We start from the raw sequence: 7,183 nt of genomic DNA on the forward strand, positions 1-7,183 counted from the left end.
GCAGGATTTCCCTGTGCGTGGTGCTCGGCGACCCCGTCACGTCTCAGCCCCGCCCATAGGTGAAGGGCGACGCCTGGTCGTGGGTCCGCCCGGCGAAATCGAGCGTCCGGAACGCCTCCTCGGCCCGGCGCTGCGCCGCCTCCAGCTTCTCCAGCGCGGCGGGCAGGTCGAAGGCCGGCACCTCGCCGTCGACGACGACATGGCGGCCGTCGACGAACACGTCCTTCACCGCCCGCTCGGCCGCGACGTAGATCAGCGAGCGGAGCGGATCGCGAACGGGCATCATCTGCGGATGGGTGATGTCGGCAAGGAACAGGTCGGCCTTCGCGCCCACGGCAAGCCTGCCGATGTCGTCGCGCCCGAGGATCTTCGCCCCGCCGGTCGTGGCCGCGTCGAAGATGTCGGAGGTGCGAAGGTCATAGGGGTTCCTCGACACCACGCGCGAGATGTAGAGGGCGGTGCGCATCTCCTCCAGCATGTTGTGGGGATAGGTGTCGGTGCCGATCCCGACCGGGATGCCGCCGCGGATGTAGCGGCCGACCGTGTTCATGGTGATGCCGCGGCGCTGGAACACGGTCGGGCAATGGGCGACGGCGGCGCCCGAGCGTTGCAGGAGGCCGAAATCGTCCGCCTCGGGCCAGAAGACATGGCCGTAGTCGTTCAGGAAGATGCCGTGGCCGATGATCGCGCCCGCCTTCAGCACCCCGAGGCTGTCGAGCCATTCGAGCGGGGTCATGCCGTGGCGGCGGGTGATCTCGGTGAACTCCACCACCGATTGCGCGGCGTGGATCTGGAACGGCAGCCCCCGCTCCTGCGCCAGGGCGAAGCTGTCGCGGATCAGCTCGGGCGTGCAGGTGTCGATCTGGGAGGGAGAGATCATGCCCGAGAGGCGGCCCGAGGGGTGGGCCATGGCGGCATCGACCGTGGCGATGGCCTGCTCCATCGCCGCCCTGCCCCCGTCGGCTTCCCATTCGTAGTTCACGACGTGGCCGTTGTCGGTGTACCAGCGCGCCGAGCGGTACATCGGGCTGACGATGCCCCGGAGGCCCGAGGCGGCGAAGGTGTCGATCCAGCCGTCCCAGGCGACGGAAAGGTCCACCAGCGTCGTCACCCCGGATTTCAGCAGCTCGCTGTAGGTGACCTGCACGCAGGCCTCGCGCCCCTCGTCGTCGCAGCGGAACAGCGGCATGTACTCGTAGAGCGAGGACATCCCGAGCCGGGGCGAGCCGAGTTCGTCCAGGAAGCCCTTGTTCATCGCCTCGGACGACGGATGCGAGTGGATGTTGACGAGACCCGGAGAGACAAGGCGGTTCGTGCCGTCTATCTCGGTCTCTGCCGGGCCGTCGTAGCGGCCGCCGACATGGGTGATGGTGTCGCCGTCGAAGGCGACATCGCCGCCGGTCAGGTACTGGTGGGAGCCTTGTTCGGCGTCGTAGGCGACGATCCAGGCGGCGTTGCGGATGACGGTGACGGGCATGGTGTGACTTTCGCGAGCGGATGTTGACGGGACTTCAGCGGCTGAGTGTCGTCCGGCGGTAACGGCGGGCAGCCCCCGACCGCCCCCCCGGGCGGGGGCTTCTCCCCCGCCCGCGGCCGGGGGCCTCCCTACCTTCGGAGCGGCCCGCGGTGGCTAGGTCGACCTGCGCCCGACCCAGAGACGGGCGCAGGTTCGCACCTCACTCCTTGAACTTCAGGTCCAGCCCCTTGTAGAGGCCCGAGCCGTAGATGTTGTGGGGCACCACGGTCTCGAGGTCCGTCGACTGGGCGATCACCATCGGCTCGTGGTAGAGCGGCAGCCAGACGGCGGCGTCCTGCACCAGTTCCAGCACCTCGCCATAGGCCGCGGCGCGGTCGGCGTCGTTGGTGGCGGTGGCGCCGGTCAGCAGCAGCTCGTCCGTCTTCGGATCGTTCCAGTTCATCCGGTTCGGCGTCGGCATGTTCTGCGAGCGGAAGTAGAGGTTCAGCGCGTCGCCCGACGAGACATAGGGGAAGGACATGCCGAACATGTCGAACTCCTGCGTGGCGAGCTTGCCCCAGGCGACGGTCGCGTCGAACGCCTGGATCTGCATGTCGACGCCGATCTCGCGCAGGTACGCCTGCACCGCTTCCGAGATCTTGCCCCAGGTCGAGCCGGCGAAGACATAGGCCACCGGCGCCAGCTTCACGCCGTCCTTCGACCGCACGCCGTCGTCGCCGCGCACCCAGCCCGCCTCGTCAAGGATCTGGTTCGCCTTCTCGGGGTCGTACTTCAGCAGCTTGTCGTCCAGGTCGTGGTTCCAGTCCAGCGCCTCCTGGCTGACGTAGGAATAGGCGGGCTGCACGACGCCGAAGAACAGATCCTCGGCCATCGCCTCCTGGTCGACGGCCAGGTTGATCGCGGTGCGCACGGCGGGGTCCGACACCGTCTCCTTGTCGATCTTGAAGCCCATGAAGTAGGTCCAGAAGGCAAGGTCGGACTGCACCACCTCGATCCCCGGCGACGACTTCAGCTGCTCCAGAGCGATGTAGGGGACATACTGCGTCACCTGGCTTTGCCCGGTGATGACGGCGACGGTGCGGGTGTTCTCCTCGGGGACGATCTGCCAGGTGATCTGGTCCATCGACGCCGGGCCCTGGTTCTTGTGGAACGGCGCGCCCCAGGTATAGCCGTCGTGCTTGGTGACAATCATCTTGTCGCGCGGCGTCCACTCGCCCCAGCAGAAGGGCCCGGTGCCGTTGAAGCCGGTGACGCCGAAATCGTCGCCGAGCGCCTCGACATTGGCCTGGTCGACGATGGTGCCGAAGCTCTGGGTCAGCTGGTAGAGCAGTTCCGAGAACGGCGCCTTCAGCTTGTATTCGACGGTGTAGTCGTCGGTCGCGGTCACGCTTTCCACCTCGCCCGCGCGCCAGGCGACCGGGGACTTGGTCTCGGGGTCGATCCAGCGGTTCATCGAATAGACCACGTCGGCGGCGGTCAGCTTCTTGCCGTCGCAGAAGCTGATGTCGTCGCGGATCCTGAAGGTATAGGTCTTGCCGTCCTCGCTGACCTCCCAGCTTTCCGCCACGCCGGTGTCGATGGTCTGCATGTCCGGCGCCAGCGACACCAGCGTGTCGCCGAGCATGAACAGCACCTCCGACGCGGCGCGCGAGGTGGTCTTGTGCGGGTCGTAGTTGTTGCTGTCGACCTCGCGCACGATGGTGATCTCGGCCGCCTGGGCCATGCCGGCGAGCGCCAGAAGCGCCGTCGTCGCCATCAGTCTCTTCATCTCGTTTCCTTTCCCTGTCGTTTTGCTGTGTGTCGTCTTGTGGTTGCCGGTCTCAGGACCTCAGCCGCGGATCCAGCACGTCGCGCAGCGCGTCGCCAAGGATGTTGGCGGCCAGCACGATGACGAAGATCAGCACCGAGGGGATCACCGCGATGTGCGGGGCGTAGAGCAGGAAGTCGCGCCCCTGCGCCGCCATCATCCCGAGTTCCGCCGTGGGTGGCCGCGCGCCAAGCCCGAGGAAGGAGAGCGCGGCGCCGATCAGGATGATCTGCCCGAAGCGCAACGAGATGAAGATCATGATCGACGAGATGCAGTTGCGCACGAGGTAGCGCAGGAACAGCGCCCCGTCCGACAGCCCGAGGGCGCGGCCGGCCTCGATGTATTCCTGCTTCATCACCGACACGGCAATGGAGCGGGCGATGCGGGCGCAATCCGGGATCGTCGCGATGGCCAGCGCCATCACCACCGGCGCGGCGCCGGGGCCCGAGACCGCGACCAGCGCGAGGCCGAGGAGGATCGCCGGGAACGAGAGCAGCACGTCGACGATCCGCATCACCCAGGGGTCGAGCCCCGGGCGGAAGGCGGCAAGCAGCCCCATGAGCGAGCCGAAGACGCCTCCGAGCCCGACCGAGACCACGCCGATGATCAGCGTCAGCCGGGTGCCGTAGAACAGCCGCGAGAGCATGTCGCGCCCCTGCCCGTCGGTGCCGAGCGGCCAGGTCCAATCGCCCCGCGGGCTCCAGGCCGGGGGCTTCATCACCGCCCGCGAACTGGCATAGGGATCGTGCGGCGCGATCAGCGGCGCGAAGACGGCGCAGAGCACGATGACCAGCAGCACCAGGGCCGCGACCAGTGCCGCGGGGTCGCGCAACAGGCGCTGCCACCAGGGCTGCACCGGGGCGGGCGCGTCGAGCGCGGCGTCCTCCACCGTGGTCATCGCCGGCCTCCTTCGCGCGACGGCGTGGCCGGGCGGGCGGGTGTCGCCGAAGGCGCAGGCGCCCGACCGGTCATGCCTGCACCCGCGGGTCAAGAAGGGCGTAAAGGATGTCGACCACCATGTTGATCAGGATGAAGCCGAGGGCGAGGATCAGGATCGCCCCCTGCGCCAGCGGGAAGTCCGAGGACAGGATCGCCCCCACCGCAAGCCGCCCGATGCCGGGATAGGAGAAGATGCTCTCCGTCACCACCGCGCCGCCGACGAGGTATCCGGCCTGGAGTCCGATCAGCGTCACCACCGGGATCAGCGCGTTCCGCAGCCCGTGCTTCAGGATCACCCGCGTCTCCGACAGCCCCTTGGCGCGGGCGGTCCGCACATGGTCGAGCTTCAGCACCTCCAGCACCGAAGACCGCGTCATCCGCGCCACGGGGCCGATGAAGATCGCCCCGAGCGAGAGCGCCGGCAGCGCGATGTGGCGCAGCCCCTCGACGGTCCAGAGCGGCCCGCCCCGCCCGATGAAGGGCAAGAGCCGCCACTGGACGCCGACGAAATGGATCATCATCAGGCAGATGAAGAAGATCGGCAGGGAAACGCCCGCCACCGACACCGCCATCACCGCCCGGTCGATCAGCGATCCCCGATACACCGCCGCCAGCGTGCCGAGCGCGATGCCGAGGGGCACCGACCAGACCAGGCAGGCGACCATCAGCTCGGCGGTGGGCCCGATGGCGGCCAGAAGCTCCGACACCACCGTCTTGTTCGAGATCAGCGAGCGGCCGAGATCGCCCTGCAGCACCCGCCCGAGATAGGAGAAGAACTGCACCAGAACGGGGCGGTCCAGCCCCATCTCCTGGCGGATCGCCTCGACCACGTCCGGCGTCGCCGTGGGCCCGGCCATGACGATGGCGGGGTCGCCGGGAACGAGGATCAGAAGGCCGAAGCCCAGCAGCAGCACCCCGAAGAGCACGGGGATCGAGATCAGCAGGCGGTTCGCGATCTGGGTCAGCACGCCTCAGCCCTCTCCCCGCTGGTATGCGACGCGGCCGCCGAGGATGGCGAGGTCGCAGCGCGCGGTCAGGATCGCCTCGGGCGCGCAGGTCAGAAGATCGGTGTCGAACACCGCGACGTCCGCCAGCTGCCCGGGCACGAGCCGCCCCTTGATCCCCTCCTCGTGGGCCGCATAGGCGGACTCGTAGGTGTAGGCGTTCAGGGCCTCCTCGATGGTCAGGCAGTGCTCCGGCCCGAGCACCGTGCCACGGTCGGTCTTGCGCGTCACCATGGTGTAGAGGTTGGCGAAGGGGTCGATCTCGACCACCGGGCAGTCGGTGGAGGCCGAAGGGTGGAGCCCCGCGTCGATCCAGGTCCGCATCGGGTGGCTCGCCTCCACCCGCTCCTTCTCGGCGATGGTCAGGTAGAGATCGCCGAAATAATAGAGGAAGGCGGGCTGCGGCGCGGGCAGGACGTGCAGGGCCTTCATCCGCTCCATCTGGTCGGGGCGCAGCCAGCCGCAATGCTCGATCCGGTGGCGGCGGTCGGGATCCGGGTGCGCCTCGAGCGCCGCCTGAAGCGCGTTCAGCACCTGTTCGATGGCGGCGTCGCCGATGGCGTGGATGGCGAAGCGATAGCCCTTCCGGTGGCCGTCCATCACCATGGCGTTCACTTCGTCGTCGGGGATGCAGAGCAGGCCCAGGTCGTCGGGATCGCCGCCGAGATAGGGCTTCGTCATCGCCGCGGTGCGCCCGCCGGCCGAACCGTCTGTGAAGATCTTCACCGGGCCGATGCGGAACATGTCGTCCCCGCCGCCCGAGACCACGCCCGAACCGTGGGCCTGTTCGAGGATCGTGCGCCCCTTGTCGCCCATCAGCGTCGCGTAGACCCGGACCGGCAGGCGGCCGGTGCGGTGGGCGGTCTGGTAGGCCAGCATCTCGGTCCAGCCGTCGCGGATGCCGACGGCCGCCTCCATGCAGGACGTGATGCCGCGCGACAGCAGGTCCGCCCCTGCCCGCTCGATGCTCTGCACCAGGGTCTCGACGGTGTTCTCGGGCAGCACGTCCATGATCGGCTCGCGCCCCGTCTCGGCGACAAGCCCGGTCAGCCGCCCGTTCTGCCGCTCGATCAGCCCGCCCGGCGGCGAGGGCGTGTCGTCGGTAATGCCCGCCAGTTCCAGCGCCTTCGAGTTGGCGACGGCAAGGTGGCCGCAGGTGCGCACGATATAAACCGGGTGATCCGGCGCCGCCTCGTCCAGCTCCTCGCGGAACGGATGGCGGCCGGTGTCGAGCTTGAAGTGGTCATAGCCGCGGCCCACCACCCAGTCGCCCTTCGGCGTCTCGGCCGCACGGGCGCGCACCGCGTCGAGCAGCGCCGCCAGGGTCGGCGCCGCCTTCGTGCGCAGATCGACCTCGGCCATGGCGGTGCCGTAGGGGATCAGGTGCATGTGCGCGTCGTTGAGCCCCGGCGTGGCGAGACGGCCGGCGAGATCGATCACGGTGGTGTCGGGGCCGGTCAGGGCCGCGATCTCGTCATCCGTGCCGCAGGCCAGCACCCTGCCGCCCCAGAGGGCGATGGACTGCACCGGGTCGAGCCCCAGTCCGCGCCAGATCTTGCCGTTCTTCAGCACCGTGTCGGCCTGGATGAGCGATGTCATTGTGATGCGTCGGCCCCCTTGCCGGGGCGGGGCACGGGAAGGCGCCCGCCGTCTGTCCTGCTGGTCATGGGGACGAGGAAACCGGGGGGCGCGACATCCTGTCAACCTCGGCACGTCCCGCAGGACAGACCGCCGCGGCCCGCAAGGGCTTGCGATCATGGGACAAATTCCTGCGACGCGGCGCAGCGGGACGGTCATTAATTATTCGATAAGAATATTCGTCGCCCGGATGATCCGCCCGGGCGGGGTCGGGTGCATCAAAATTCGGCAGGTCCCTACGGGGCCGGTGCACGAGACGGGAGAGGGGTGCGGGGGGGGGGGGGGGGCGCCCCCCCCCCCCCCCCCCCCCCCCGGCGC

Annotated in this window: 5 protein-coding genes; all 5 read right to left on the reverse strand. The window is 68.8% G+C overall.

Annotated features, from left to right (window positions below; all coding sequences use genetic code 11):
• Positions 1–43 precede the first annotated feature (43 nt).
• Entirely contained in the window at positions 44–1,477 is a 1,434-nt protein-coding gene (locus A7B20_RS10095) for an amidohydrolase family protein (RefSeq protein WP_102108452.1), read from the reverse strand.
• A 199-nt stretch (positions 1,478–1,676) separates the two neighbouring features.
• Entirely contained in the window at positions 1,677–3,245 is a 1,569-nt protein-coding gene (locus tag A7B20_RS10100; protein WP_102108453.1) for an ABC transporter substrate-binding protein, read from the reverse strand.
• Positions 3,246–3,297: 52 nt separating this feature from the next.
• Positions 3,298–4,182, reverse strand: coding sequence for an ABC transporter permease (locus A7B20_RS10105; protein ID WP_102108454.1), 885 nt, complete (start codon positions 4,180–4,182; stop codon positions 3,298–3,300).
• Positions 4,183–4,252: 70 nt separating this feature from the next.
• Positions 4,253–5,191 carry an ABC transporter permease gene (locus A7B20_RS10110; RefSeq protein ID WP_102108455.1) on the reverse strand — a complete coding sequence of 313 codons (939 nt, stop codon included), beginning with the start codon at positions 5,189–5,191 and terminating at the stop codon, positions 4,253–4,255.
• 3 nt (positions 5,192–5,194) lie between these two features.
• A complete protein-coding gene (locus tag A7B20_RS10115; RefSeq protein ID WP_102108456.1) occupies positions 5,195–6,826 on the reverse strand; it encodes an amidohydrolase in 1,632 nt (543 codons plus the stop codon).
• Between the last annotated feature and the right edge of the window lie 357 nt (positions 6,827–7,183).

The sequence above is a fragment of the Oceaniglobus roseus genome (assembly GCF_002869745.1).
GTDB lineage: Bacteria > Pseudomonadota > Alphaproteobacteria > Rhodobacterales > Rhodobacteraceae > Oceaniglobus > Oceaniglobus roseus.

Excerpts from the sequence above, each read along its gene's own strand:
- A7B20_RS10100 (WP_102108453.1), bottom strand. The coding sequence starts at position 3,245 with ATGAAGAGACTGATGGCGACGACGGCGCTTCTGGCGCTCGCCGGCATG.
- A7B20_RS10105 (WP_102108454.1), bottom strand. The coding sequence starts at position 4,182 with ATGACCACGGTGGAGGACGCCGCGCTCGACGCGCCCGCCCCGGTGCAG.
- A7B20_RS10115 (WP_102108456.1), bottom strand. The coding sequence starts at position 6,826 with ATGACATCGCTCATCCAGGCCGACACGGTGCTGAAGAACGGCAAGATC.
- A7B20_RS10095 (WP_102108452.1), bottom strand. The coding sequence starts at position 1,477 with ATGCCCGTCACCGTCATCCGCAACGCCGCCTGGATCGTCGCCTACGAC.